General features: G+C 61.8%; 21 protein-coding genes. 12 read left to right on the top strand and 9 right to left on the bottom strand.

Annotated features, from left to right (window positions below; genetic code table 11):
- Positions 1–545: 545 nt before the first annotated feature.
- The 5 genes from V9L13_RS03805 to V9L13_RS03785 all read right to left on the bottom strand — a co-directional run bounded on the left by V9L13_RS03805 (position 546) and on the right by V9L13_RS03785 (position 6,199).
- Entirely contained in the window at positions 546–803 is a 258-nt protein-coding gene (locus V9L13_RS03805; protein ID WP_123588182.1) for a DUF1652 domain-containing protein, read from the bottom strand.
- Between the two features lie 134 nt (positions 804–937).
- A complete protein-coding gene (locus V9L13_RS03800) occupies positions 938–2,434 on the bottom strand; it encodes a helix-turn-helix transcriptional regulator (RefSeq protein WP_338801530.1) in 1,497 nt (498 codons plus the stop codon).
- A 188-nt stretch (positions 2,435–2,622) separates the two neighbouring features.
- On the bottom strand, positions 2,623–3,516 hold the full coding sequence (locus tag V9L13_RS03795; protein WP_338801529.1) for a LysR substrate-binding domain-containing protein: 894 nt from the start codon (positions 3,514–3,516) through the stop codon (positions 2,623–2,625).
- Between the two features lie 5 nt (positions 3,517–3,521).
- Complete coding sequence (locus V9L13_RS03790; RefSeq protein ID WP_338801528.1) at positions 3,522–5,735, bottom strand: molybdopterin cofactor-binding domain-containing protein; 2,214 nt, start codon at positions 5,733–5,735, stop codon at positions 3,522–3,524.
- Positions 5,735–6,199: a (2Fe-2S)-binding protein gene (locus V9L13_RS03785; RefSeq protein WP_338801527.1), complete on the bottom strand. Its 465-nt coding sequence runs from the start codon at positions 6,197–6,199 to the stop codon at positions 5,735–5,737. The genes V9L13_RS03790 and V9L13_RS03785 overlap by 1 nt, the downstream gene beginning before the upstream one ends.
- 118 nt (positions 6,200–6,317) lie before the next feature.
- On the opposite strand from V9L13_RS03785, the gene V9L13_RS03780 reads away from it, so the two are divergent.
- The 9 genes from V9L13_RS03780 (at position 6,318) to V9L13_RS03740 (ending at position 16,620) form a co-directional block, all read left to right on the top strand.
- Complete coding sequence (locus V9L13_RS03780; protein WP_045122397.1) at positions 6,318–7,208, top strand: LysR substrate-binding domain-containing protein; 891 nt, start codon at positions 6,318–6,320, stop codon at positions 7,206–7,208.
- Positions 7,209–7,903: 695 nt separating this feature from the next.
- Positions 7,904–8,833 (top strand): amidohydrolase family protein, encoded by a 930-nt coding sequence (locus tag V9L13_RS03775; RefSeq protein WP_201137938.1) that lies wholly within the window; start codon positions 7,904–7,906, stop codon positions 8,831–8,833.
- Positions 8,834–8,837: 4 nt separating this feature from the next.
- Positions 8,838–9,743 carry an amidohydrolase family protein gene (locus V9L13_RS03770; RefSeq protein WP_003224037.1) on the top strand — a complete coding sequence of 302 codons (906 nt, stop codon included), beginning with the start codon at positions 8,838–8,840 and terminating at the stop codon, positions 9,741–9,743.
- A 278-nt stretch (positions 9,744–10,021) separates the two neighbouring features.
- Positions 10,022–11,407 (top strand): UbiD family decarboxylase, encoded by a 1,386-nt coding sequence (locus tag V9L13_RS03765; protein WP_338801526.1) that lies wholly within the window; start codon positions 10,022–10,024, stop codon positions 11,405–11,407.
- Positions 11,404–12,048 carry a UbiX family flavin prenyltransferase gene (locus tag V9L13_RS03760; RefSeq protein WP_338801525.1) on the top strand — a complete coding sequence of 215 codons (645 nt, stop codon included), beginning with the start codon at positions 11,404–11,406 and terminating at the stop codon, positions 12,046–12,048. Before V9L13_RS03765 ends, V9L13_RS03760 begins: the two co-directional genes overlap by 4 nt.
- 102 nt (positions 12,049–12,150) lie before the next feature.
- Positions 12,151–13,194 carry a GTP-binding protein gene (locus V9L13_RS03755; RefSeq protein ID WP_338801524.1) on the top strand — a complete coding sequence of 348 codons (1,044 nt, stop codon included), beginning with the start codon at positions 12,151–12,153 and terminating at the stop codon, positions 13,192–13,194.
- A gap of 243 nt (positions 13,195–13,437) precedes the next feature.
- Complete coding sequence (locus V9L13_RS03750; RefSeq protein WP_003224032.1) at positions 13,438–14,793, top strand: nucleobase:cation symporter-2 family protein; 1,356 nt, start codon at positions 13,438–13,440, stop codon at positions 14,791–14,793.
- Between the two features lie 13 nt (positions 14,794–14,806).
- Complete coding sequence (locus V9L13_RS03745) at positions 14,807–16,195, top strand: amidohydrolase family protein (protein WP_338801523.1); 1,389 nt, start codon at positions 14,807–14,809, stop codon at positions 16,193–16,195.
- A gap of 215 nt (positions 16,196–16,410) precedes the next feature.
- Entirely contained in the window at positions 16,411–16,620 is a 210-nt protein-coding gene (locus V9L13_RS03740; RefSeq protein WP_003224027.1) for a hypothetical protein, read from the top strand.
- Between the two features lie 8 nt (positions 16,621–16,628).
- Here V9L13_RS03740 and V9L13_RS03735 read toward each other — a convergent pair whose 3' ends face one another.
- The 3 genes from V9L13_RS03735 to V9L13_RS03725 form a co-directional block, all read right to left on the bottom strand.
- The gene (locus V9L13_RS03735) at positions 16,629–17,546 is read right to left on the bottom strand and encodes a DHH family protein (protein WP_338801521.1); all 918 of its coding nucleotides are present in this window, start codon (positions 17,544–17,546) and stop codon (positions 16,629–16,631) included.
- 126 nt (positions 17,547–17,672) lie between these two features.
- On the bottom strand, positions 17,673–18,956 hold the full coding sequence (locus V9L13_RS03730; RefSeq protein WP_338801520.1) for a Zn-dependent hydrolase: 1,284 nt from the start codon (positions 18,954–18,956) through the stop codon (positions 17,673–17,675).
- Between the two features lie 142 nt (positions 18,957–19,098).
- Complete coding sequence (locus V9L13_RS03725; protein WP_201137946.1) at positions 19,099–20,583, bottom strand: NCS1 family nucleobase:cation symporter-1; 1,485 nt, start codon at positions 20,581–20,583, stop codon at positions 19,099–19,101.
- Positions 20,584–21,208: 625 nt separating this feature from the next.
- Here V9L13_RS03725 and hydA point away from each other — a divergent pair.
- The 3 genes from hydA to preA all read left to right on the top strand — a co-directional run bounded on the left by hydA (position 21,209) and on the right by preA (position 25,450).
- Positions 21,209–22,648, top strand: a complete 1,440-nt coding sequence (hydA, locus tag V9L13_RS03720; protein WP_338801519.1) for a dihydropyrimidinase — start codon at positions 21,209–21,211, stop codon at positions 22,646–22,648.
- A 159-nt stretch (positions 22,649–22,807) separates the two neighbouring features.
- Entirely contained in the window at positions 22,808–24,175 is a 1,368-nt protein-coding gene (locus V9L13_RS03715; RefSeq protein WP_338801518.1) for an NAD(P)-dependent oxidoreductase, read from the top strand.
- Positions 24,176–25,450 carry an NAD-dependent dihydropyrimidine dehydrogenase subunit PreA gene (gene preA, locus V9L13_RS03710; protein ID WP_338801517.1) on the top strand — a complete coding sequence of 425 codons (1,275 nt, stop codon included), beginning with the start codon at positions 24,176–24,178 and terminating at the stop codon, positions 25,448–25,450. It abuts the gene before it with no gap.
- A 117-nt stretch (positions 25,451–25,567) separates the two neighbouring features.
- On the opposite strand, the gene V9L13_RS03705 is transcribed toward preA, so the two are convergent.
- Positions 25,568–26,188 (bottom strand): TetR/AcrR family transcriptional regulator, encoded by a 621-nt coding sequence (locus tag V9L13_RS03705; protein ID WP_338801516.1) that lies wholly within the window; start codon positions 26,186–26,188, stop codon positions 25,568–25,570.
- Between the last annotated feature and the right edge of the window lie 80 nt (positions 26,189–26,268).

The following is a 26,268-nucleotide window of genomic DNA, read 5'->3' as shown; positions in this document are numbered from 1 at the left end:
GAAGGCCGCCATCGCTGGCAAGCCAGCTCCCACAGGGGTTGAGTATTCCTGACTGAAATGGGTCAGCTGTCAGGCCGCCTTCGCGAGCAAGCCCGCTCCCACATTTGGATTGAGTGCATTCAGTTTGAGATTGGCCGGCTGTCAGGCCGCCATCGCCAGCAGGCTGGCCCCTACAATCTAGATTGCGTGCAGCCCCATGCGGCGAAGCCGCCCCACTCAACACAATGAGCGTTAGCTCGAGTACCGCTTTTGATCTGAGGGCCCGTCGGCAGGCTGAGTGGAGGGATTTATCCGGGGGTGGGAGCGCAGCGACCGTTTGGCGCAGCCAAACACAGCGAGAGGAGGTGCAGCGAAGCAAACCGTAGGCGCTGCCCCCCGGATGAATCCCGCAGCGAAGGAACCCGAGCCCAGGCGAGGGCCGAACGTCAGGGTAAAGCCTTTTTGGTTACTTTTTCGGCGTCTGGAAAAAGTGACCCGCCGTAAGGGCGGAACCCTAAGTGGCCGTTACCGCAGCACCGGATATACACCCAAAACAACCCCAACCCCTAAGCCATATCCGGATCCCGAGCAGCCCGCAAAGAGTTACTCTCCAACTCATACCGCAACTCATCCACCAGCGCCGCCACCGACTCAGGCGTACGCAACGCATCGAGCTTCAACCCGCTGATCACCAGATCCACCTGCCCCGAATCCGGGTGATACAACTTCACCGTCAGCGAATGATCCCCATCCACTGAACACTCGCACGCCAATGGCGAAAAACTCTGTTCGAGGCTGGCGCGCAACTGCGCAAGATTCATCATGGAGCCTGTTCCTTTAGCTGTTTCGAAGGGAGACGATCCCAAGCCGACAGGCTCGTATCGCACCCCAACAGACTAAGAACTGCCCCACCGCACCAGAACCTGCATTTGCACCGTATCGGATAGTGCATTTGCACCTACCGCTGCCCCTTCGTGCCCCGCTCGCCAGAAAACAGACCACGCTCCCGCGCCCAGACAATCGCCTCGCTGCGGCTGTGCACATCGAGCTTGGAATACACCGTCGCCACATGATTGCGCACGGTATTCGGCGCCAGTTTCAGGCGTGCGGCAATCTCCTTGTCGGCCAACCCTTCGCAGATCAACCCCAGCACATCGCGCTCGCGCGCCGTCAGGTCAGTGAACGACACGCTCGGCAGTTGCGGCGAGTTGACCTTCTTCACATTGGCCAGTTTTTCGATCAGCGTCCGGCTGAACCAGGAAGCGTCTTTCATCACCTCTTCAATCGCCGCCACCAACTCCAATTCAGTGCGCTTGCGCTCGGTGATGTCCATCAGCACCAGCAGATAGCACGGCGTGTCCTGAATATTCACGGTGTCGGCGGACACCGCGCACTCCAGCAGCTCTGCATCCTTCTTGCGCACCCGGACGTCGACCCGATCGATCCGACCGCTTTTCGCCAAGGCGGTCAGCAGCCGGGCCCGCGCGCCATCGTCGTCGATGAAATGCAGTTGGGTCACGGTTTTGCCCACCACCTCATCGCTGTCATAGGCGAGGGTGTCGAGGAACGCCTGATTGACATCGATCACCTGCTGCTCCTCGGCCGTGCAGATCAGAATCGGCACAGGGGTCAGGCGGAACGCCTTGGCGAAGCGTTCCTCACTCTGACGCAGCGCGACTTCCGCCTTGTGGCGCAGCTCCATGTCGACGAAGGAAAACAGCATGCAATCCTCATCATTGAGCACCAACGGCTGCCCGGCAACGATCACTTGCTTGCTGCCGCCATCGGGCAGACGCAGTTGCGCCTGCATTTGCGGAATGGTCGCCACATCGCGCAGGCGCTGAATCGCCAGATCCCTTTGCTCGGCCTGTTCGAAAATATCGATCTCATAGGCCGAGGTGCCGATCACCTGGTCGCGGGTATAACCGGTCATCTCCAGGAACCCCGGATTGACCTTGATGTAGCGCAAATCGCTGAGGCGGCAGATCACCGCCGGCGCCGGGTTGGCATTGAAAGTTTTTTCAAAGCGCTGCTCGGCATTGGCCCAATCGGTGACGTCGCTCATGATCAGCACCAGCGACTCCGGCTGACCCTCACGGTCGGTGAGCACCATGCTGCGCACGCTGTGCACCCAGACATGCTCGGGGTCATCCACGGCACTCAGCTCGATCAACAGATCACTAAAGACCTCACAGCGGGCAACGCGGCTGATCGGATAGCTCTCCGGCGGCAACAGATGATTATTGCGATACCGCAGAGTGAAACGCTTGGCATATTCATCGGCATTAGTGCCCAGCTCACCGATCCGGCTGACACCGTGCATGGCCAGCGCCGCCTCGTTGGCCCAGAGGATGCTCTGATCGAGCTCCAACAGAATCACCCCGTCGGACAGCCCGGCAATGATCTGCTGCAACTGGCGACGATTGGTTTCGCGGGTCAGGACTTCCTGGCTCATTGGATCTCCACAGGGAATGCGCGTGTGAAGATTACGACCGCAGGCGTTCGTGATCGTGCCGAACATAAATTCCCGCACCACCACAATCCCCCTGTGGGAGCGGGCTTGCTCGCGAAGGCGGTGTGTCATTCAACTGATTTTTAACTGACACTCCGCCTTCGCGAGCAAGCCCGCTCCCACAGGGGGGATTAGCGTTGGCCGGAGGTTTCCACCAACTCCCGCAACGTATCGAGAAACAGCCTGAGCACCGGCGAAGCATCATCCGCACGGTAAGTCGCATACAAAGGCACCTCCGGCAGCGCCGGCGTCAGCTTGCGGAACACCAGCCCCGCCGGGGCCAACTGCTCGATCGAGGCCGGTAGCAGCGCCACCCCGAAACCCGCGCGCACCAGGCTGAGCAAGGTCTGCACCTCAATCACCTGCTGGCGGATCTGCGGGGTGAACCCGGCCTGAATGCAGCACTGATAAAGGAAATTGGCGAACCGCGACTGCTTCAGTTCCAGCGCGACAAACGGTTCCAACGCCAGATCCGCCGGGGCCAGCACCTCGCGGCTGGCCAACGGATGATCGGCCGGCATCACCACATGGATCGGCTCGTAGATCAGCAACTCATTGCGCAGCAACGGATCGTCATAACCGACGCGAAACACGCAGGCGTCGATACGCTTCTCCTTCAACGCCTTGACCTGTGCCGCCGGAGTCATTTCATGCAGCCGCCAGTTCACCTGCGGATAGCGCTCACGAAACAGGTGCAAGGCCTTGGGCAGCACGCCCACCATCACCGAGCTGATCATGCCGATTTCCAGCTCACCGAGCTGCCCGCGCCCGGTCTGGCGCGTCAGGTCCAGCGCCCGTTCCAGTTGTTCGAACACCAGCGGCGCCTGCTCCTTGAGCATCTGCCCCGCCGCTGTCAGCTCGACCCGGTGATGGCTGCGCTCGAACAACGGCGTGCCCAGCTCCTCCTCCAGCAGGCGAATCTGCTGGCTCAGCGGCGGCTGGCAGATGTGCAAACGCTCCGCCGCCCGACCGAAATGCAGCTCATCGGCCAAGGCCATGAAATACCGCAGCAGGCGCAGGTCCATGGCGCCTACCCCAGACTCAGCGGTGTCGAACGCTGGCGCACGCCGGTCAGCGCAAACAAGGCGTTGGCAATCGCTGGCGCCACCGACGGACTGCCCAACTCACCGACGCCACCGGGTTTGCCGGGTTCGCCATCGAGCACCACGATGTCGGTGGCCGGCATGTCCGACATCCGGGTCACGCGGTAGTCGTGGAAATTGCTCTGCACCACCCTGCCCTGTTGGATATCGAGCCGGTCAAACAGTGCATGACCCAAGCCCCACATCAGTCCGCCGTAGATCTGCTCCTCGACCCCGCTCGGCGACACCGCCAGACCGCAATCGACCACACAGGTCAGCTTCTCGACTTTCGGTTTGCCATCGACCGTAGCGACCCGCGCCACCACCGCGATAAAACTGGTGTAACCCTGATGGGTCGCAATGCCCAACGCAGTGCCGGGCGGTAACGGCTGGCCCCATCCGGCGCGTTCGGCAGCCTGTTTGAGCACCGCCACATGCCGTGGCCGCTCCTGCATGTTGGCCAGACGGAACGCCAGCGGATCCGCGCCTGCCGCATGCGCCAACTCGTCCATGAAGCTCTCGACGGCGAATACGTTGGGGATGAAGCTCACCGAGCGATACCAGCCGCTGGGCACATGGCTTTCGTGCTTGACCCAGTTCAACTCCAGGTGCGGCGGACGGTAGGCGAAGTCCCACGCGGTGATCGCTTCGGTGGTGCTGTAATCCATGTGATCCGGGCGCTCGAAATAGCCCGGCTCCCACTGCTCCGGCGAGGCGGGTGATACCGCGTGCAGTTGCAGCGCAGCGAGGTTGCCCTGGGCATCCAACGCGCCTTTGACCCGGTGCAGTGTGGCCGGGTGATTGAACAGTGCGTGCATCTCGTCTTCACGACTGTTGAGCAACTTCACCGGTACCCCGGTTTGCTGCGCCAGATACGCCACCTCGAACAACCAGTATTTGGCCTCCCGTGCACCGAAACTGCCGCCGGATACCAGTTCGTTGATGGTGACTTTGTCCTTGGCGATGCCACACACGGTTTGCGCGGCTTCCAGCGCTGACGACGGCACCTGCACGCCGCCCCAATAGGTGATTGCGCTGTCCTGCACGTGCGCGGTGATGCAGATCGGTTCCAGCGGGTTCTGCACCTTGTACGGCATGCGGTAATCGGCTTCGATCAGCTTCGCCGCGTGCGGCCATTGCGCGCCGACATCGCCATGCGTCATGGCCTTGATGGTTTGGCTTTTCGGATCGGTAATAGCAGCCGTTTGAGCCTTGGCCAGTTCCTCGCTGTCGAACCCGGCCAGTGGCGAGTCGCTCCATTTGATCTCCAACACTTTACGGCCCTGCTGCGCCGCCCAGAACGTGTCGGCCAGCACCGCGACGCCTTCCAGATTGCCGCCGAGCACGTCCGGGCGCCCGGGGACTGCAATCACCTTGCGCACGCCCGGCACCTGCAATGCCGCCGCCGAATCCACGCTGACGACTTTCGCCCCGACCACCGGCGCCCGCTGAATCACCGCCACCAGCATCCCCGGCAACTGCACGTCGATGCTGTACTTGAAGCGCCCGCAGACCTTGGCCGCGGCATCCCGCTTGTGGCGCAGTTTGCCGATGTATTTGAAGTGCGCCGGATCCTTCAGCGTGACGTGGGCCGGTGCCGGCAGACGCGCTGCCACCCCGACCAGGTCGCCGTAGCCGAGGCTGCGTTTGCTGGACAGATGAACCACCCGACCTTCTTCGGTGCTGCAGCTGTCGGGGCTGACTGTCCAGTGCTTCGCCGCAGCGGCGATCAACAACGCCCGCGCTGTGGCCCCGGCCATGCGCAAGCGCTCGTATTCCAGCGAAACACTGGTGCTGCCGCCGGTAGAGAAGACTTTCCAGATCGGGTGAATGTAGGCCTCGAAGAACGGATCTTCCGGGGTGATCACCTGCACCGTCATCGGGTTCACATCCAGTTCTTCGGCCACACACGCAGCCAGTGCGGTTTGCGTGCCGGTGCCGGAATCGTGCTTGTGCACCACCAGTTTTACCGTGCCGTCGGGGAAGATCCGCACCCAGGCGTTGGGCTCGAATTCGCTGGCCGGCGCCGGGGCTTTCGGATCGCTGGCGGCGCTGCCGGAGGGCAGGTACAAGGCAATCGCCAGGCCCGAAGCGACCGTCGCTGCCTGCTTGAGAAACACCCGGCGTGACGGTTCGATCAAGGTGTCGTCGCGCAGGCTCATTACGCCTCCTTCGGCGCGTTCGCCGCACGTTTGATCGCTTTGTTGATCCGCCCGTAAGTGCCGCAACGGCAGATATTCCCCGACATCGCATTGCGGATCGAATCGTCGGTCACCGCCGCTCCCGTGTTGAGCAAGGCTGCCGCCGACATGATCTGCCCGGATTGACAGTAGCCGCATTGCGGCACATCTTCGGCGACCCAGGCCAGTTGCAACGGATGGCTTTGCGTCGGCGACAAGCCTTCGATGGTGGTGATGCTGTGGCCCGCAACGGCGGCCAGCGGCAACTGGCAGGAACGCACCGCGACGCCGTCCAGGTGCACGGTGCAGGCACCGCACAGGCCCATGCCGCAGCCGAATTTGGTGCCGGTGAGTTTCAGTTGATCACGCAGTACCCATAACAAGGGCATGGAGGGGGACGCTTCATCCAGCTCGCGTCGTTCGCCGTTTACCGTGAATGCGATCATTGTCAGGCTCCAAAAGAGCGGCCCGTCTTTGTGCGGGCCTGGTGACCGATTATTGGAAGCCCACGCAACACGCGGCCAGCGACGATTTCTGCCAACCGGTGTAAGCAGGACTAACAACATGTACAAGCGATACCCGTCGGTGCAGTCCATGAGTGCATTTATCCACGCAGCGCGCAGTGGCAGTTTCTCCAGCGCGGCGCGCAAGCTCGACTTGACGCACAGCGCGATCAGCCAGCAAATCCGCGCGCTCGAAGAATTCATCGGCCAGCCGCTGTTCGTGCGTGAAGGCGGCGGGAGCAACCTGACCGATGCCGGGCAGTTGTTTGCCAGCGTGCTGGCGGATGGTCTGGCGCAGATCGACCGGGCATTGTCCTCGGTGAAAAACCGCAGCGTGGCGCAGCGCCTGACGTTGGACGTCGACAGCGAACTGGCGCAGAGCTGGCTCAATCCGCGCCTGCCGGAATTGCTCGACGGACTGCCGGATTACGAGGTGACGCTGCTATCGATGCCGCGCAGTGATCGCGGCAGCTTCGAGCGGGTCGATCTGGCGTTGCGTTACGGCTATGGCGATTGGGATGACTGCGAGATGACGCAGATCTGCGGCGATCGGGTGTTGGCCGTGGCTTCGCCGGCGCTGCTTGAGCGCTATGGTCTGCAGTTACCGCTGAGCCCGGAGCAGATTCTGCAGTTGCCGCTGTTGGGGTATACGCGAAGGTCGTGGATTCCGTGGCTGGATGCGGCCGGGATGCCGCCGGTAGAGCCAGCGGCGCGGGTGATCTTCGATAATGCGGCGAACCTGATTGCGGCTGCCGAAGCCGGGGTGGGCGCCGGACTGGTACGCGGCTTACTCGCCGCCGATGCGTTGCGCAGTGGGCGGCTGGTGGCGTTGAACGAGGCGCAGATTGCTGCGCATTACAACCTCTACGCGGTGTGGCCGCATGGGCAGGCCGAGCGCGTGGCGCCGGTGGTTGAGGTGATCAGGCAGTTGGCTGCGCGTACACAGTCCTGACGCCTTCGCGAGCAAGCCCGCTCCCACATTTCGAGCGCATTCCTCCCGCTGAAACGCATTCCCCCTGTGGGAGCGGGCTTGCTCGCGAAGAGGCCCCATCAGTCACATCACTGTTGAATGACACTCCGCCATCGCGAGCAGGCTCACTCCCACATTTCGAGCGCATTCCTCCGCTGAAATGCATTCCCCCTGTGGGAGCGGGCTTGCTCGCGAAGAGGCCCCATCAGTCACATCACTGTTGAATGACACTCCGCCTTCGCGAGCAGGCTCACTCCCACATTTCGAGCGCATTCCTCCGCTGAAATGCATTCCCCCTGTGGGAGCGGGCTTGCTCGCGAAGAGGCTCCATCAGTCACATCACTGTTGAATGAAACTCCGCCATCGCGAGCAGGCTCGCTCCTGCAATTGGAATGTGCCCCCCCTGTAGGAGTGAGCCTGCTCGCGATAGCGCCGGTACAGTTTCCACAGAAGTAAAAACCAAAACCATATCGCCCAAGTATCACCAGCGCGCCCAATTAATATTGTACGAACCCCTCCGCCCTTTCCAATACTCGCCCTCAGCAACCACCCACCCGGGCCGGATGCGAACAGGCGAGGGAATGCGCGAGTGCTGCGCATAGAAATGGCCGATAGCCCGGGGCGCGGTTGCCGAGAGCCGCAAGGCTCCCTTCCCCGCTATCAGGAGATCGACTTCAATGATCATCGATATCAGTTGCTATCCCACGGATCTCGTGGACCTCGCCTGGAGGCATGACGGTGACCCGTTCACCGGCGAGCGTCTGCTGGAGATGATGGATGGCCCGTACATGGTCAACGGCAAACCTCGCCGTATCGACAAAGCCTTCATCCAGCCGCCGCAGGGCAACACCATTTACACCTGGACCGACGGCGAACTCTCGGGCCGTGAATCCATCGACGCCTACATGGCCTACACCCTGAAAATGGTGCAGACCTACCCCGATCGTTTCATCGGCTGCTTCGTCTACAACCCGCGCTGCGGCGTGGAAAACGGCGTCGAGGCGATCGAGCGCTACGTCAAGGAACACGGCTTCAAGATGGTGCAGATGCAGGCCAACATGCACGCCTACCGGCCTGATCGTGCACTGGACTGGGTGCGCCCGTGCTTCGAGAAATGCGCCGAACTGGGCATCCCGGTCAAGCTGCACACCGGTGACGGGCCGTACAGCATCCCGTCGGAATGGGTGCCGATGATCAAGGAATTCCCCAACGTGAATTTCATCATGGCCCACTTCGGCGTGCAGACCGGCGGGGTCTACGTGTTCGAACCGATGCAATGGGCGATGGAACTGCCCAACGTCTACTGCGAATCCGGCTGGTGCCTGCAATCGCGGATCGTCGAGTTCGCCAAGGTCCTGCCGACGCACAAGATCCTCTTCGGCACCGACACCCCGCCGAACGAACCGGGCATGTGGCTGCGCCTGCTCGAAGTGTTGTGCCACGAGCCGCCGCAGGGCCTCAACCTCGACGAAGACACCCTCGAGGAGTACCTGGGCAACAACACCGCGCGGATGATCGGCCTCGAACCAACCGCACCGCCGCGTTCCGTTTCCGAAGCAGAGGCGCAACTCAAGCGCCCCGTCACCACGCAACTGGCCAGGAGCTGAACCGATGATCATCGACACCCATCTGCACCCCACCAACCTGGTCGACGAGGCCTGGCGCCACACCGGCGAACCGTTCACCGGCGAGCGCATGCTCAAACTGATGGACGGCCCGTACATGATCAACGGCAAACCGCGCCGCATCGACATGGGTTTCATCCAGCCGCCACCGGGCAACACCGGTTATCGCGACGGTAACCGCCGTGGCCGCGAGGGCGTGCGTGACTACATGTCGTACGTCGCCGAACTCTGTGTGAAGTACCCGGATCGCTTCATCGGCAACTTCAACTTCAACCCGCGCTGGGGACCGGAAAACGGTGCGGCGGAGCTGGAATTCCACATCAAGGAATACGGCTTCAAGATGCTCAAGCTGCACGCCAACATGCACGGCTATCGCCCGGACCGGGCGCTGGACTGGTTGCGTCCGGCGATGAAAGTCTGCGCCAAGTACAACATCGTGGTGCTGATCCATACGGGCGATGGCCCGTACACCATTCCGACGATGTTTTACCCGATCATCCGCGAGTTCCCGATGGTCAATTTCATCATCGGCCACTTCGGTATCCAGACCGGCGGCAACTACTCGTTCGAGGCGTTCTGGATGGCGATGGACACGCCGAACGTGTACTGCGAATCCGGCTGGTGCTTCCAGTCGCGGATCGTCGAATTCGCCAAGGAACTGCCGCGCAACAAGATCGTATTCGGCACCGACTCGCCGCCGAACGAACCGGGCATGTGGCTAAGGGAGCTTGAGGTGCTGTGCTCACCGGCACCGCAAGGGCTGGGCATCGATGAGGATCATCTGGAGGACTACCTGGGCAACAACATCGCCCGGTTGTGCGGGATCGAGCCGACGCCACCGCCCAAAGACCTGGTTGAGGCCGACATACGCCTGACCACCACGTACCTCTGACACCGCAGTTCGCTGAAGCCATGCTGAACCCTTGTGGCGAGGGAGCTTGCTCCCGCTGGGTGGCGAAGCCGCCCCAAAGACGAAGGCCTGCTGCGCAGTCCAGCGGGAGCAAGCTCCCTCGCCACAGGGATCTCCTCAGCACCTAAGTGAACAGTAGAGGCAACACAGCGACTTTACAGGCACGAAGATGACCCGGCGTTCCCTCGACCGGCAGGCCAACGGCTGCTCGATCGAACGCCCTCTCACCCCTGCGTGCCTGCTTTTTACGAGGTGAAACCATGACCCGTTCGACGCTCGGCGACACGCAGGATTTTCACGTTTTCATCGACGCCTATCGCCGTGAGTACCCGGACGATGTGCTGACCATCACCCAAGCGCTTTCTGCCGATCAGGACGTCACTGCCCTGGTCGATGCCCTCGCCGCACAGGGCCGCGATCCGTTACTGATCTGCGAAAACGTCGGCGGCCTCAAGGTGCCGGTGGCGACCAATCTGTTCGCCTCCCGCACCCGTATTGCCCGGTTGTTCGGTGTCACCCCGGCGCAATTGCACGAAACCTTCCAGAGCCGCGCCAACCAGCCCATCGCCCCGCGCTACGTGGCAACCGGCCCGGTGCTTGATGAAGTGTTCGAAGGCGAAGCCGTGGATCTGGCGCTGCTGCCGATGCTCAAGCACTTCGACAGCGACCGCGGCCCGTACATCACCAACGCGATCATCATCGCCGAGGACCCGCTGACCGGCATCGCCAACATGAGTTACCACCGCTCGATGCGCCACGCCCGCCAGTCCTTGGCGACCAGCCTGCACTCGCGCGGACACCTGTGGCGGATGCTGCAGACCGCCCGTGAACGCGGCGAAGAATTGCGCGTGGCAATGGTGGTCGGCGCGCACCCGCTGTTCATGCTCGCGGCGGCGGCGCGTTTGCCCTACGGCAGCGATGAACGCGCCGTCGCCGGCGGCTTGTTCGGTGCACCGCTGGAACTGGTCAAGACCCCGCGCTACGGCATCGGTGTACCGGCATACGCGGAGTTCGTCCTCGAAGGCGCCATCGACCCGGCGGCCTACGCCGAAGAAGGCCCGTTCGGCGAGTTCAGCGGTTATTCCTCGGATCGTTCGACCAACAACGTGTTGCGCGTCGATACCCTGTTGCGGCGCAAGGACGCCTGGCTGGTAGACGTGATGGGCGGCCGTTACGCCGAACACCTGACCCTCGCCCGGCTACCGCGCGAAGCGGAGATGAGCGAAAAACTCAAGGCGCGCTTCCCCGCCGTCACCGCCGTGCATTACCCGAATTCCGGCACGCACTTTCATTGCTACGTGGCGCTGGATCAGAGCCGCGACGGCGAAGCGCGGCAGATCATGCTGGCCCTGCTCGGCTGGGACCCGTATCTGAAAAGCGTGATCGCGGTGGACAGCGATATCGACATCACTGACGACAGCCAGGTGTTGTGGGCGCTGGCCACGCATTTCCAGCCGCATCTGGATATTTTCGTGATCGACGGCTTGCCCGGCAGCCCGCTGGATCCGTCGTCCTCGGTCAACGGCACCACTTCGCGCATGGGCCTGGACGCCACCCGTGGCTCGGGCTTCGACGGGATCAAGGCGCAGCTCGATCAGGACGTGCTCGAACGTGCCAGGCAACTGCTCAAAGGGCTGGCATCGTGAACCGCCAGCGGCTGGTGGTGGGCATCAGCGGCGCATCCGGCTTTATCTACGGCGTGCGCCTGCTGCAATTGCTCGCCGAACTGGACATCGAAAGCCACCTGATCATAAGCCGCGCCGCGCTGCTGACCATGGCCCATGAAACCGACTACAAACTGGCCGAGGTCACCGCACTCGCCAGCCAGTACCACCGCGCCGATGATGTCGCCGCCGGGATCGCCAGTGGCTCGTTTCGCTGCCTGGGCATGGTGGTCGCGCCGTGTTCGATGCGCACGCTGGCGGAGATCGCCACCGGCACTTCGTCCGGGCTGATCGGCCGCGCCGCCGACGTCACCCTCAAGGAACGCCGCACCCTGGTGCTGATGGCCCGCGAAACGCCGCTGACCCTCGCCCACCTGCGCAACATGACCGCCGTCACCGAGATGGGCGGGATCATCGCCCCGCCGGTGCCGGCGTTTTATGCCCGGCCCGAGAGCCTTGCGCAGATGGTCGATCACAGCCTCGGCAGAGTGCTCGACCTGTTCGGCCTGGATGCCGGGGTTGCCACCCGCTGGAAAGAACACCAAGAACCCAATGTGGAAATGAATACCTGTGGTGAGGGGATTTATCCCCGACCGACTGCGCAGCAGTCGCAAAACCTGTGAATGAGGTTTTCCTGACATAGCGCAATTGCAGATTTTGGGGCCGCTTCGCGACCCATCGGGGATAAATCCCCTCGCCACAAACGCCAATCAAAGGAGCTCCAGATGAACACCCCCTTCAACGCCCCAACCCCCAATACCAAAATCCCCGTGACCATCCTCACCGGCTTCCTCGGTGCCGGCAAAACCACCCTGCTCAACTACATCCTCAAGGAAAACCACGGGCGCAAGATTGCCGTGATCGAAAACGAGTTCGGCGAGGTCGGGATCGATGGCGATCTGGTGCTCAGCTCCGAGACCGAAGAAATCTACGAGATGGTCAACGGCTGCGTGTGCTGCACCGCCGAGGTTCGTGAGGATCTGGTGCGCATCGTCCGCGAGCTGGTGGCGCGCCCGGTGCGTCTCGATCACATCCTGATCGAGACCAGCGGTCTGGCCGATCCGTACCCGGTGGCGCAGAGCTTTTTCATCAATGACCCGATTGCCGAGGAAGTCGAACTCGATGCGATCGTGACCATGGTCGACGCCAAGCACATCGCCCAGCACCTGGAGGATCTGCAACTGGACGGCGTTGATAATCAGGCGGTGGATCAGATCGTCTGCGCCGATCGCATCGTCATCAACAAGGTTGATCTGGTCAGCAGCGACGAGGTGGAAATCCTGCGCGGCAAGATCCGGGGTTTGAACGCCACCGCAGATCTGGTGACCTCCACTCATGCGCAGATCGACCTGACGAAAATCCTCGGCATCGGCGCGTTCGAGTGCACGCAGAAGCTCATGGAAATCGGCGCCGAGCCCGAGCATCACGACCACGCACACCACGATCATGCAGAACCCGACCACGAACACGACCCGAGCGTGTCATCGGTGGGCATCGCCGTGGACGGCGCGGTCGACTTGATGGCGTTCCATCGCTGGATCAGCGAGCTGCGCTCGTCCCAGGCCGACAACCTCTATCGCATGAAAGGCGTGCTCGCCGTGGCCAACGAGGACCAGCGCTACGTGCTGCAAGGCGTGCACAGCCTGGTGGAGTTCCGCGCCTCCACCGCATGGGGCACGGAGCCACGTTCGAGCAAGATCGTGTTCATCGGCCGCGACCTGGACCGCGCGGCGCTGAATCAGGGCTTTGCCGCCTGCCTGGCAGGCTGAACAAGGCATCGGAGCCGGTGGATGGCGGCTTCGGGCACGAATGACTGATGCCAGATTTTTTGCACAACACAAAACCTGTGGGAGCGGGCTTGCTCGCGAAAGCGGTGGGTCATTGAACAATGATGTCAACTGACACTCCGCTTTCGCGAGCAAGCCCGCTCCCACAAGGATTGCGGTGCCTCTAAGACAGCATCAGACGAATACCCCTCTGTACCGAATAACAACAGCTAGAGGTGATTCCCCATGTCGTCAGCCACTCCTTCCTCCACCGTGCACCCCGTCGACCGCGTTCTGCCGGTGCGACAGATGCTCACCCTCGGCCTGCAACACATGGCCGTCTCGTACATCGGCGCCATCGCCGTGCCGTTGATTGTCGCCAGTGCCCTGAAAATGTCCCACGCCGATACCGTGGTGCTGATCAGCACCACGCTGTTCTGCTCCGGCATCGCCACCCTTTTGCAAACCGTTGGCTTCTGGAAATTCGGCGTGCGTCTGCCGATTCTGCAAGGCGTGGCGTTCAGCAGCGTCGGCCCGGTGATTGCCATCGGCAGCAACCCCGACGTGGGGTTTGCCGGGGTCTGTGGGGCGGTGATCGGTGCCGGGATCTTCACCATGCTGATGGCGCCGTTCGTGGGCCGATTGCGGCGGTTTTTCCCGCCGGTGGTCACCGGCTGCATCGTCACGGTGATTGGTTTGCAGCTGTTCCCGATCGCCTATGAATGGGTCGGTGGCGGACGCAACGCGAGCAACTTCGGCGCCCCGGCATTTCTCGCGGTGGCGGTGGTGGTGCTGCTGACCATTCTGCTGGTCAATCGCTATGGCAGTCCGCTGCTGCGCAACATGGCGGTGCTGGTGGGGATGCTGGTCGGCGCCGGTCTGGCTTACGGTCTGGGCATGGGCAATTTCCACAGCGTCGAAGAGGCGCCGTGGCTGACCGTGCCCTACCCGTTCTACTTCGGTTTGCCGACTTTCAGCCTGATCCCCATCGCGACCATGGTGGTGGTGATGATCGTGCAGATGGTCGAGTCGATGGGGCTGTTCGTGGCCATCGGCGACATCGTCGACAAACCGGTGGAAGACAAGCAGGTAATCAACGGCCTGCGCGCCAATGGCCTGGCCAGCACCATCGCCGGGATGTTCGCCGCATTCCCGTTCATCGCCTTCATGGAAAACGTCGGCCTGGTGATCCTGACCGGTGTGCGCAGCCGCTGGGTGGTCGCCGTCAGTGGCCTGCTGATGTGTTCGATTGCGCTGGTGCCCAAGGCCGGGGCGATCATCGCTTCGATGCCGACCGCGGCGTTGGGCGGCGCCGGCATTGCGATGTTCGGCGTGGTCGCGGCGGCGGGCATCCAGACCCTGGCCAAGGTCGATTACGAGCGCAATCGCTTCAACGTGCTGATCGTCGGTTTCACCATCGCCGCCGCGCTGGTACCGGTGCTCGCGCCCACCCTGTTCAAACAAATGCCCGAGTGGTCACAGCCGTTCCTGCACAGCAGCGTGGTCATCGCCTGCCTGGTGTCGGTGCTGCTCAACGCGGCGCTCAACGGCGTCAGCGTGCCAGAAACCACACCCGGCAAATCCGCCTCGCACATTCTCTGACTGGAGCCTGCCCATGACTCGACTTCAAAACATCCTGATCAAAAACCCGGTCGCGGTGATGACCGGCCTGCGCGGCCCGCGTGCCCGGGCCGGCGCAGTGGACATTCGTGTGGTCAACGGACGCATCGCCGAAATGGCCGCCGACCTCGAGCCACAACCCGGTGAGCGGGTGATCGACGCGCGCAATTCGGTGGTCTATCCAGGCTGGATCAACACCCACCATCACCTGTTCCAGAACCTGCTCAAAGCCGTGCCCGAAGGCTTGAATCAGGATCTGCAAGGCTGGCTGGCGAGCGTGCCCTATCCACGATTGAACCGCTTTACCCCGCAACTGGCGCGGATCGCCGCCCGTCTGGGCATGGTCGAGTTGCTCCTGTCTGGGGTGACGACGTGCGCCGATCACCACTACCTCTACCACGCCCATGGCAGCACCGAGACCGGGGATTTGCTGTTCGATCTGGCGGACGAATTCGGCCTGCGCTTTGTGTTGTGTCGCGGTGGCGCACTGGAGTCCGCCAGCGCCCACCCGGGCTTCTCGAAAACCGCGCTGCAACCGGAAAGCCTCGAACAAATGGTCGGCGACATCGAACGGCTGAAATCGCTGTATCACCAGGACACCCCGGACGCCCTGCGCCGGGTGGTCGTCGCCCCCACCACGCCAACCTTTTCGCTGCCGCCGACCCTGCTGCGCGAACTGGCGCACACCGCGCGCGGCCTCGGTTTGCGTCTGCACACGCATTTGTCGGAAACGCAGAACTACGTGAATTTCTGCCGCGACAAGTACAACTGCCTGCCGGTGGAATTCGTCGCCGAACACGAATGGCTCGGCCCGGACGTCTGGTTTGCCCATGCCGTGCACCTGCAACCCGGCGAAATCCGCATGCTCGCCCAGACCGGCACCGGCGTCTCGCACTGCCCGGTGAGTAATGCTCGCCTCGGCAGCGGCGTCGCGCCAGTGCCGCAAATGTACGAGGCCGGCGTGCCGATCTCCCTCGGCGTCGACGGCGTGGCGTCCAACGAATCCGGGAGCATGGTCGGCGAAACCAACACCGCGTGGCTGATCCACCGCGCCGAACAGGGCGCCTCGGCCACCACCGCCGAAGACGTGATCCACTGGGGCACGGCGGGCGGTGCGCAGGTATTGGGATTGGGCGCGGTCGGTACGCTGGAGGTCGGGCAAGCGGCGGATCTGGTGATCTACAGCCTTGATCACCCACGCTTCTTCGGCTTCCACGATCGCGCGGTTGCCCCAGTGGTGGCCGGTGAACCGATCACGGTGAAATACAGCCTGGTGGGCGGCCGGATCGTGGTCGATAACGGCGTGATTCCGGGACTGGATATCGAACGGATGCGCGCCGAGGCGTGGGAAGGAGTGCAGGCGATGATGAATATCGACGATTGATCCGCAGGCGATGCAATACCTGTAGGAGTGAGCCTGCTCGCGATAGCGGTGTGTCAGTAGCGCAAATGTCAGCTGACACACCGCTATCGCGAGCAAGCTCACTCCTACAGGGAACAACGGCGCATTCGCGGACTCGGGGATTCTCGACTAAGGTTACTCCCTCATCGGATTGAGCCCCTGCCAGCTCCACCGGGCTCTTGATCAAGGAGAGACTGATGACGTCGCGTCGCAACATCGAACAGACTTATCGCACCTGGTCCAGCCCCATCCTGCTGGAGTTGAAAAAGCGCGAACACCAAATGGCGCCGGTCGAGCGTCAGGCACTGGAGAATGTTTTGGTCGAACGAAGGTTGCTGGATGTCGGCAACCCCAACGGCCCCGACAGACGCCAGGGCACAGCGGGCAAGAATGACCGGCCCGGCTGATCACAGCGTCAGACCGGGTTGAGGTTCAACCCCAGTTTCAGCAGTTCCTTGCGCAGCATCGACGGTTTCACAACAGCCATGCCCGCCTGCCACTGCAGCGGCAACAACCGATCCAGCTTCTGCTGGCTGAGCAGCGGCTCAGCCAGCAAACAACTCTTGCCGTCACGGATGCTGATGACGTTCAGCAACCAGTCATCGCCCTGCCCGACCATCCAGCCGCCGATCTCGTTGCGATGTTTGTGAAGCAACGCATCGGCGTCCCACACCGTCATCTGTGCGCAGACCTGGGGCAGATTGCTGTCCGGTTTGAAGCGTTTCAGATCCGCCGCCAACGCGGTCTGCAGGTCTGCTTCGATGGCGGCCTGACATTCGAGGAAATACTGCTCGGGCCAGTTTGCCGGCAGATTCGCCCGCTGCATTAATGCCTCATAAGCCTCAATATCCGCCTCAGAGGTCATCTGCCCGGTGAGGTTAAGCGTGTTATCGAGGATTGCCGTGGCCAGCAATTTCGCGCTTTGCTCGCTGATTCGCGGGAGCAGACCAGCAGCTTGCCAACGCTGAAAAACCAGCGTCGCCGCTGCACCAATCGGGAGGATGTCGGCGGCGGAACCCAGTCGCTCTGCCCAGTACGGCTCGTAACCGGGATGATGATCGATGACCTCGACCACTTGGTCGAGCACCACCAGCGGGTCGAAGTGGTGATAGTCGGACACATCGACCAACACGAATTCGTCGTTTGCTTGCGGCGTGTAACGCTGAAAAGCAGCGCCCCAACTCAGAACGGTCGGCGACACGCTGCTGTTGGGTTTTGCGCTGCTGACCGCGCGGGCGGGACTGCCTTGCAGGTTGAGCAATTCTGCGTAGGCGATGCAACAGGCGTAGGCGTCGATGTCCAGATAGGACGCGCCGGAGGTGATGATTTTCATGGGGCGCAAACGTCGCACATTTCCATGACATTGGGGTGACATAAAAAGATCGCAGCCTTCGGCAGCTCCTACAGGTTGAATGCAATCCAACTGTAGGAGCTGCCGCAGGCTGCGATCTTTTGATCTTCAGGCCGCGGCTTTACCAGCGGCCACCATCGCCGAAGCCGCGAGCATCGCCCGCAGCAACACCGCGCACCCGGCCGCCAGATCATCCGGCGCGGCATTCTCGATTTCGTTGTGGCTGATCCCGCCCTCGCACGGTACGAAGATCATTCCCGCCGGGCCGAGTTCGGCGAGGAAGATTGCGTCGTGTCCCGCGCCACTGACGATGTCCATGTGTGACAGGCCCAGGCCTTGCGCCGCACCGCGCACGGCTTCGACGCAGCCTTTTTCGAAGTACAGCGGCGGGAAGTCGGCGGTCGGGGTCAGTTCGTAGGTCAGGCCGTGTTCTTCGCAGGTGGTATCGATGACTTGCTTGACCTCGGCGATCATTGAGTCCAGCCGCTCCGGTTGCAGATGCCGGAAGTCGAGGGTCATGCGCACTTCGCCGGGGATGACGTTGCGCGAGCCGGGATAGGCTTGCAGGCAACCGACGGTGCCGCACGCATGGGGTTGGTGGCCGAGGGCCGCGCGGTTGACCGCGCCGACGATCACCGAAGCGCCGACCAGGGCGTCCTTGCGCAGGTGCATCGGGGTTGGCCCGGCGTGGGCTTCGACGCCGCGCAGTTTCAGGTCGAACCATTTTTGCCCGAGGGCGCCGAGTACCACGCCGATGGTTTTCTGCTCGTCTTCGAGGATCGGGCCTTGCTCGATGTGTGCTTCGAAATAGGCACCCACCTTGTGCCCGCTGACTTTGCGTTGTCCGGCATAGCCGATGGCGTTCAGGGCTTCGCCGACGGTGACGCCATCGGCATCGACCTTGGCCAGGGTTTCTTCGAGGGTGAATTTTTCCGCGAACACCCCGGAGCCCATCATGCACGGGGCGAAGCGCGAGCCTTCTTCGTTGGTCCAGACCACCACTTCCAGCGGTGCTTCGGTCTCCACGCCGAGGTCATTGAGAGTGCGCAGCACTTCGACGCCGGCGAGCACGCCGAAGCAGCCGTCGAACTTGCCGCCGGTAGGCTGGGTGTCGATGTGGCTGCCGGTCATTACTGGCGGCAGGTTTGGATTGCGGCCGGGGCGGCGGGCGAAGATGTTGCCGACTTCATCGACCGTGACGCTGCACCCGGCGTCCTTGCACCACTGCACAAACAGGTCGCGGGCCTGGCGGTCGAGGTCGGTCAGGGCCAGGCGACAGACCCCGCCCTTGACCGTGGCACCGAGCTTGGCCAGTTCCATGAGCGAGGCCCAGAGGCGGTCGCGGTTGATGTGCTGATGGGTGGATTGCAGAACGTCTACGGCTGCGTTCATGTTGATCTCCTCAGGCAGTTCTTATGAGTGTCTTCAGGTAATTCTTTGGTGGGTTTGAGGCCGCCTTCGCGAGCAAGCCCGCTCCCACAAGTGAACGCATTCCAAAATGTGGGAGCGAGCCTGCTCGCGAAGGGGCCATCCCTCACACCGAAGATTTCACAACAGACGGGCTGCTTCGCATCGAACACAACCCGTAATAAATCAGCCCACCCAGCGCCGAGCCGGTAAACCAGCCATAGCTGTAAAACCAGCTGAACGCATCGCTGCCCAACGACAGCAAGGTCAGCACCACCGGCACGCCAAACGCGGTAAAACCGGCCCAGTTCCACGCCGGATACACGTCGTCCCGGTACAACCCGGCGAGGTCCAGTTGCTGTTTCTTGATCAGGAAATAGTCCACCACCATGATCCCGGCAATCGGCCCGAGCAGGCTCGAATAGCCCAGCAGCCAGTTGGAATACACGGTTTCCAGGCTGACATCGGACACGATCAGGCCCAGCTTTTTCAGCAGCTCGTGTGCCATCAACGCCAACCCGACGAAGCCCGTGAGCAACACCGCTTTGGTGCGATTGATCACCTTGGGTGCGATGTTCTGGAAATCATTGGTCGGCGAAACGATGTTCGCCGCTGTGTTGGTCGACAGCGTGGCGATGATGATCAGCGCCATGGCTAACGCAACCCACATCGGGCTCTGGATATGGCCGATCAGACTGACCGGATCCGACACCGTAACGCCGACCAGTTTCACCGAAGCGGCGGTCATCACCACACCGAGTGAGGCGAAGAGGAACATGGTCAGCGGCAGGCCGAAAATCTGCCCGAGGATCTGATCCTTCTGGCTTTTGGCGTAGCGGCTGAAGTCGGGAATGTTCAGCGACAGCGTGGCCCAGAAACCAACCATCGCGGTCAGCCCGGCAGCGAAGTAACTGACCACACTGGCGCCTTCCGGGCGTTTCGGTGGAATCGCCAGCAACTCGGTCATCGACACATTGGGCATGGCCCACACCAGCAACCCGATGCCGACCGCCACCAACAGCGGTGCCGACAGGGTTTCCAGCCACTTGATCGACTCGGCGCCGCGGATCACCACCCACAGGTTCAACGACCAGAAAATCATGAAACCGATCACCTCGCCGGTTCCGCCGAGGGATTTCCAGCCGTCGAAGATCGAGCCGAGAAACAGGTGAATCGCCAATCCGCCAAACATCGTTTGAATCCCGAACCAGCCGCACGCCACCAGCGCGCGAATCAGACACGGCACGTTGGAGCCAAGCACGCCGAACGACGAGCGCAGCAGCACCGGGAATGGAATGCCGTACTTGGTGCCGGGAAAGGCATTGAGCGTCAACGGGATCAGCACGATGACGTTGGCCAGCAGAATCGCCATCAGCGCTTCACCAACGGTGAGGCCGAAATAGGCGGTGAGCACCCCGCCGAGGGTGTAGGTCGGCACGCACACCGACATGCCGATCCACAGCGCGGTGATGTGCCATTTGTTCCAGGTTCGTTCGCGCACCTTGGTCGGTGCCATGTCGTGGTTGTAACGGGGACTGTCGAGGACGTCGCTGCCGGCTTCGAGTTCGAACAAGCCGTCGCGCTCGGTCACTTGCGATCTGTTCTGTTGCATGGCCGCTCCACTGTTCTTCTGATTATTTTTTTTGCTCATCAGACGGCTGCACACCAAGGTGCGAACCGGACGATGGCCGGAGGAACTGACAACTTTCTTGCACCGGCCAGGGTGTCAGCGGCGGCATCAATAAACGTGCCGGACGCCCCGCTTACGCATCGGGCCGTGGTTCAAACGCATTGCAACTTTCTGATATGTCACGGTTTTAATTATTCACCGGAAGCGTCCTCGAAAACTTGTCTGCACGCTCAGGCTAAACGTTTGCCAAGTTGTTCGAACGGTCAGGACTCAATCTGGTGCACTGCACTTTTTTTCATCACCGGCGCTCAGCCGCAGCTCAACTTCAAGCAGCTGATTTCACATAGGAAATCTTGCTCATATTTCCATCCTGTCAAGTGCGTCAAAATGGTGAACAGCCTCACCATTTTGGTGATTTACGTTTTTTATCGTTATTTTTCATGCAGTTAAAACAGCAATAAGCTTATAAAAAATAATCTTGATCAATTGCAGAACTGCGACTAGCTTCTATTCCTGACAGCGCTGACAGGAATACGTCGATCAGCGTTGTACATCAATAAAACATTTAGAACCGGCACAAGTCGGTCATGCCTGCGAGGAACTCGGAATGTCTCTGTTGATCCGTGGCGCCACCGTTGTTACCCATGATGAAAGTTATCGCGCCGACGTCTACTGCGCCGACGGCGTGATCAAAGCCATTGGTCAAAACCTGGATATTCCCGCCGGCGCCGAAGTGCTCGACGGCAGCGGCCAATACCTGATGCCCGGCGGCATCGATCCACACACCCACATGCAACTGCCCTTCATGGGCACCGTGGCCAGCGAAGACTTTTACAGCGGCACTGCGGCGGGTCTGGCCGGGGGCACCACATCGATCATCGACTTCGTGATTCCCAATCCGCAGCAGTCACTGATGGAAGCGTTTCACCAGTGGCGCGGCTGGGCCGAGAAGTCTGCGTCCGACTATGGCTTCCACGTCGCGATCACCTGGTGGAGCGAACAGGTGCGTGAGGAAATGGCCGAGCTGGTCAGCCATCACGGGATCAACAGCTTCAAGCATTTCATGGCCTACAAGAACGCGATCATGGCCGCCGACGACACGCTGGTGGCGAGTTTCGAGCGCTGTCTGGAACTCGGCGCGGTGCCGACCGTGCACGCGGAAAACGGCGAGCTGGTCTATCACCTGCAACGCAAGTTGATGGCCCAGGGCATCACCGGGCCGGAGGCGCATCCATTGTCGCGGCCATCGCAGGTGGAAGGCGAAGCGGCGAGCCGGGCGATTCGCATCGCTGAAACCATCGGCACGCCTTTGTACCTGGTGCACGTCTCGACCAAGGAAGCGCTGGACGAAATCACCTATGCCCGCAGCAAGGGTCAACCGGTGTACGGCGAAGTGCTGGCCGGGCATTTGCTGCTCGACGACAGCGTCTACCAGCACCCGGACTGGCAGACCGCCGCTGGTTACGTGATGAGCCCGCCGTTCCGCCCGCGCGGGCATCAGGAAGCGCTGTGGCATGGCCTGCAAAGCGGCAATCTGCACACCACCGCCACTGACCACTGCTGCTTCTGCGCCGAGCAGAAAGCCGCCGGGCGCGACGACTTCAGCAAGATCCCCAACGGCACCGCCGGCATCGAAGACCGCATGGCGGTACTGTGGGATGAAGGGGTCAACAGCGGACGTTTGTCGATGCAGGACTTCGTCGCCCTCACCTCCACCAACACCGCGAAAATCTTCAACCTCTACCCGCGCAAAGGCGCGATCCGCGTCGGCGCCGATGCCGACCTGGTGCTGTGGGATCCGCAAGGCACCCGCACCATCTCCGCCAAGACCCACCATCAGCAGGTGGACTTCAATATCTTCGAAGGCAAGACCGTGCGCGGCGTGCCGAGCCATACCGTCAGCCAGGGCAAAGTGGTTTGGGCCGATGGCGACCTGCGCGCCGAGCGCGGGGCCGGGCGGTACATCGAACGGCCGGCGTATCCGGCGGTGTTTGATTTGCTGAGCAAGCGGGCTGAATTACAAAAGCCGACTGCGGTGAAACGCTGAAATCCAGGCCTTCGGCCTTCGCGAGCAAGCTCGCTCCCACAGGGTGTACGCATTCCAAAATGTGGGAGCGGGCTTGCTCGCGAAGGGGCCCGTCCAGACAACACAAAAACCACTGCCCATCAGAGGCAGAGAACCTCAATAACCGTGAGGCAAAAAACCGTGATCGAGACCCTGAACCATCTCCCGCATCCGCACGAAAGCGCGGCCGCCCTCGCCGGCCATTTCACTGATCTGGCGCCACCGCTCAACGCCCGGCAGGCGCATCTGGAAGCCTCGCGCTGCCTGTATTGCTACGACGCCCCGTGCGTCAACGCGTGCCCCAGCGAGATCGACATTCCGTCGTTTATCCGCAATATCCATCAGGACAACGTGCCCGGTGCGGCGCAGAAAATTCTTTCGGCGAACATCCTCGGCGGCAGTTGCGCGCGGGTATGCCCCACGGAAATCCTCTGCCAGCAAGCCTGCGTACGCAACAATGCGCAGGAATGCGCGCCGGTGCTGATCGGCCTGCTGCAGCGCTACGCCGTGGACAACGCGCACTTCACTGAACACCCGTTTCAGCGCAACGCCGCTACCGGCAAACGCATCGCCGTGGTCGGCGCCGGGCCAGCGGGGTTGTCCTGCGCCCACCGCAGCGCGATGCACGGGCATGACGTGGTGATTTTCGAAGCCCGGGAGAAGGCTGGCGGCCTTAATGAATACGGGATCGCCAAGTACAAACTGGTCGACGACTATGCGCAGAAGGAACTGGATTTCCTCCTGCAGATCGGCGGCATCGAAATCCGTCACGGGCAGAAACTCGGCGACAACCTGACCCTCAGCGAGCTGCATCAGCAGTTCGACGCGGTGTTCCTCGGCCTCGGCCTCAATGCCAGCAAACAGCTCGGCCTGCCCCACGAGGACGCGCCCGGCCTGCTCGCCGCCACCGACTACATCCGTGAACTGCGCCAGGCCGATGACCTGACGCAACTGCCACTGGCCGAGCGCTGCATCGTCCTCGGCGCCGGCAACACCGCGATCGACATGGCCGTGCAGATGGCCCGCCTCGGTGCCCGTGACGTGAATCTGGTGTATCGCCGCGGTGCGGCGGACATGGGCGCCACCGGTCACGAACAAGACATCGCCAAGGCCAATCAGGTGCGCCTGCTGACCTGGGCACAACCGGAGGAAGTCTTGCTCGACGATCAGGGCCATGTGCGCGGTATGCGTTTCGCCCGTACCGAACTGGTCGACGGTCGTCTGCAAACCACTGGCGAAACCTTCGAGCTGGCCGCCGATGCGATTTTCAAAGCCATCGGCCAGGCCTTCGACAGCAGCGCCCTCGCCGACCCGCTGGCCCGCGAACTCAAGCGTCAAGGCGAACGGATTCAGGTCGATGAAAATCTTCGCACGAGCATTCCCGGCGTGTATGCCGGCGGCGACTGCACCAGCCTCGATCAGGACCTCACCGTGCAAGCCGTGCAGCACGGCAAACTCGCCGCCGAGGCGATCAACGCGCAACTGATGCTCAACGTGGAGGCTGCGTAAATGGCCGATCTCTCGATAGTCTTCGCCGGCATCAAAGCCCCCAACCCGTTCTGGCTGGCCTCCGCGCCGCCGACCGACAAGGCCTACAACGTGGTGCGCGCCTTCGAGGCCGGTTGGGGTGGCGTGGTCTGGAAAACCCTTGGCGAGGACCCGGCAGCGGTCAACGTCTCGTCGCGCTACTCGGCACATTACGGCAACAACCGCGAAGTGCTGGGGATCAACAACATCGAACTGATCACCGACCGCTCGCTGGAAATCAACCTGCGCGAGATCACCCAAGTCAAGAAGGACTGGCCGGATCGCGCACTGATCGTCTCGCTGATGGTGCCGTGTGTCGAGGAATCGTGGAAACACATCCTGCCGCTGGTGGAAGCCACCGGCGCCGACGGTATCGAGCTGAATTTCGGTTGCCCGCACGGCATGCCCGAACGCGGCATGGGCGCGGCGGTCGGTCAGGTGCCGGAATACGTCGAGCAGGTCACCCGCTGGTGCAAGACCTATTGCTCGCTGCCGGTGATCGTCAAGCTGACGCCGAACATTACCGACATCCGCGTCGCCGCCCGCGCGGCGCATCGCGGTGGCGCCGATGCGGTGTCGCTGATCAACACCATCAACTCGATCACCAGCGTCGATCTGGAACACATGGTCGCCCTGCCCACCGTCGGCAGCAAGAGCACCCACGGTGGTTATTGCGGCTCGGCGGTCAAGCCGATTGCACTGAACATGGTCGCCGAGATCGCTCGTGATCCGCAGACCCAAGGCCTGCCGATCTGCGGCATTGGCGGCATCGGCAGTTGGCGTGATGCGGCGGAATTCATGGCGCTGGGCAGCGGCGCGGTGCAGGTGTGCACGGCGGCGATGCTGCATGGTTTCCGGATTGTCGAGGAGATGAAGGACGGGCTGTCGCGCTGGATGGACAGTCAGGGTTACGCCAGCATCCGTGAGTTTTCCGGCCGCGCGGTGGGCAATACCACGGACTGGAAGTACCTCGACATCAACTATCAGGTGATCGCGAAGATCGACCAGGACGCGTGCATCGGTTGCGGGCGCTGCCACATTGCTTGCGAAGACACTTCACACCAGGCGATCAGCAACCTCAAGCTGGCTGACGGCACGCATAAATATGAAGTGATCGATGATGAGTGTGTGGGCTGCAATCTGTGCCAGATCACCTGCCCGGTGGCGGACTGCATCGAGATGGTGCCGATGGAAACCGGCAAGCCGTTTCTGGACTGGAATCATGATCCGCGCAATCCGTACCATGTCTCCCCTTAAGGTCGGCGGCGTCTGAATTGACGCCTTCGCGAGCAAGCCCGCTCCCACATTAAGAATGCATTTCAAAATGTGGGAGCGGGCTTGCTCGCGAAGGGTTCATCAGCTTCAACCCATCAATCAAGGTTCCAACCCGATCCCGCGCAAAATCACACTGGTCACCGTCTGCACCGCCCGCTCGAACTGCATGTCCGACAGCGGCTGATGCTCGTTCAAAATATTTACCTGATGGTCGAAGTCGGCGTAATGCTGGGTCGAGGCCCAGATCATGTACAGCAGGCCCGACGGTTCCACCGGCAGAATCCGCTTGTCTTCGACCCACTGGCGGATCTTCGCTTCCTTCATTTTCGCCCAGTCGTACAGGCTGACATCCAGCGCCTCACCGAGGGTCGGCGCGCCGTGGATGATCTCGTTGGCCCAGACTTTCGAGCCGTACGGCCGGCTGCGCGAATGGTTCATCTTGGCGCGGATGTAGCTGCTGAGCACCACCCGCGGGTCATCGAACATCTCGAAGCACAGCGCGTCCTGTTTCCACACCTCCAGCAGGTCGAACAGCACTGCGCTGTACAGTTCGCTTTTGGTCGAGAAGTAGTAATGCAGGTTGGAACGCGGCAGTTGCACTTCGGCGGCGATGTCGGCCATGGCGGTGCCGCCGAAGCCTTTTTCGGCGAAGACTTTTTCCGCCGCGAGCAGGATTTTCTCGACGTTACTGCGACGAATCTCGATCTTGTGATTGCCCATGAGGGCTCCCTGACAACGACGTTGTTGAAGACTAGCATCCGCTCTGCTCTGGGGGCGACCGCTGTAAATAAAACTTCGTG

The sequence above is a fragment of the Pseudomonas sp. RSB 5.4 genome, assembly GCF_037126175.1.
Classification (GTDB): domain Bacteria; phylum Pseudomonadota; class Gammaproteobacteria; order Pseudomonadales; family Pseudomonadaceae; genus Aquipseudomonas; species Aquipseudomonas fluorescens_H.
The sequence above is the reverse complement of the archived record's forward strand: the minus strand, read 5'-3'. Positions and strand labels throughout refer to the sequence as shown.